Consider the following 1781-nt stretch of genomic DNA (forward strand, 5'->3'; position numbering starts at 1 on the left):
GTTATTTTAAATAGTTTTATTGTTAATTTTAAATATATCAATTATTTCAACGTCAATCTTTGATATCTAAACAAGTGATCAAGAGCCATTTAAAACTTTCTTATATATAAGTTTTAAATCATTCACTTCATTATTTTATTTATTTTTTAATTTTTCATAATTAAAAAATAATCATTTAAATTATGGAGAGTTTGATCCTGGCTCAGAGTGAACGCTGGCGGCGTGCCTAACACATGCAAGTCGAACGATGAAGTCTAGCTTGCTAGACGGATTAGTGGCGCACGGGTGAGTAATGTATAGCTAACTTGCCCCTTACAAGAGGACAACACTTAGAAATGAGTGCTAATACTCTATACTCCGCTCTAACATAAGTTAGGGTGGGAAAGTTTTTCGGTAAGGGATAGGGCTATATTGTATCAGCTAGTTGGTAAGGTAATGGCTTACCAAGGCTATGACGCATATCTGGTCTTAGAGGATGATCAGACACACTGGAACTGAGACACGGTCCAGACTCCTACGGGAGGCAGCAGTGGGGAATATTGCTCAATGGGGGAAACCCTGAAGCAGCAACGCCGCGTGGAGGATGACACTTTTCGGAGCGTAAACTCCTTTTTTACAAGAAGAATACTGACTGTATTGTAAGAATAAGCACCGGCTAACTCCGTGCCAGCAGCCGCGGTAATACGGAGGGTGCAAGCGTTACTCGGAATCACTGGGCGTAAAGGGCGCGTAGGCGGAGTAGTAAGTTGGATGTGAAATCTAATGGCTTAACCATTAAACTGCATTCAAAACTGCTATTCTAGAGTAAGGGAGAGGCAGATGGAATTAGTAGTGTAGGGGTAAAATCCGTAGATATTACTAAGAATGCCAATTGCGAAAGCGATCTGCTAGAACTTAACTGACGCTAAGGCGCGAAAGCGTGGGGAGCAAACAGGATTAGATACCCTGGTAGTCCACGCCCTAAACGATGTATGCTAGTTGTTGGAATGCTAGTCATTTCAGTAATGCACCTAACGGATTAAGCATACCGCCTGGGGAGTACGGTCGCAAGATTAAAACTCAAAGGAATAGACGGGGACCCGCACAAGCGGTGGAGCATGTGGTTTAATTCGAAGATACGCGAAGAACCTTACCTGGGCTTGATATCCTAAGAACCTTGTAGAGATACGAGGGTGCTAGCTTGCTAGAACTTAGAGACAGGTGCTGCACGGCTGTCGTCAGCTCGTGTCGTGAGATGTTGGGTTAAGTCCCGCAACGAGCGCAACCCACGTATTTAGTTGCTAACAGTTCGGCTGAGCACTCTAAATAGACTGCCTTCGCAAGGAGGAGGAAGGTGTGGACGACGTCAAGTCATCATGGCCCTTATGCCCAGGGCTACACACGTGCTACAATGGCATATACAATGAGAAGCAATACCGCGAGGTGGAGCAAATCTATAAAATATGTCTTAGTTCGGATTGTTCTCTGCAACTCGAGAGCATGAAGCCGGAATCGCTAGTAATCGTAAATCAGCTATGTTACGGTGAATACGTTCCCGGGTCTTGTACTCACCGCCCGTCACACCATGGGAGTTGATTGTGCTTTAAGTCGGAATACTAAACTAGTTACCGCCCACAGCAAAATCAGCGACTGGGGTGAAGTCGTAACAAGGTAACCGTAGGAGAACCTGCGGTTGGATCACCTCCTTTCTAGAGTACATACTCTTTAACTCACACTAAAGAGTAATAATAAATATTTCAAGAGCTCTTGAGAGCTTGTTTGGATATCAAAGGTTGAAATGA

1 rRNA gene is annotated in these 1781 nt (G+C 43.9%); it reads left to right on the forward strand.

Annotation, left to right across the window (positions count from 1 at the left end):
• The first annotated feature begins 179 nt into the window (after positions 1-179).
• Positions 180-1688: ribosomal RNA gene (locus tag KJQ97_RS09190) — 16S ribosomal RNA — on the forward strand.
• The last annotated feature ends 93 nt before the right edge of the window (positions 1689-1781 follow it).

It is taken from the genome of Campylobacter sp. 2018MI01 (genome assembly GCF_018501205.1).
Taxonomy (GTDB): domain Bacteria; phylum Campylobacterota; class Campylobacteria; order Campylobacterales; family Campylobacteraceae; genus Campylobacter_E.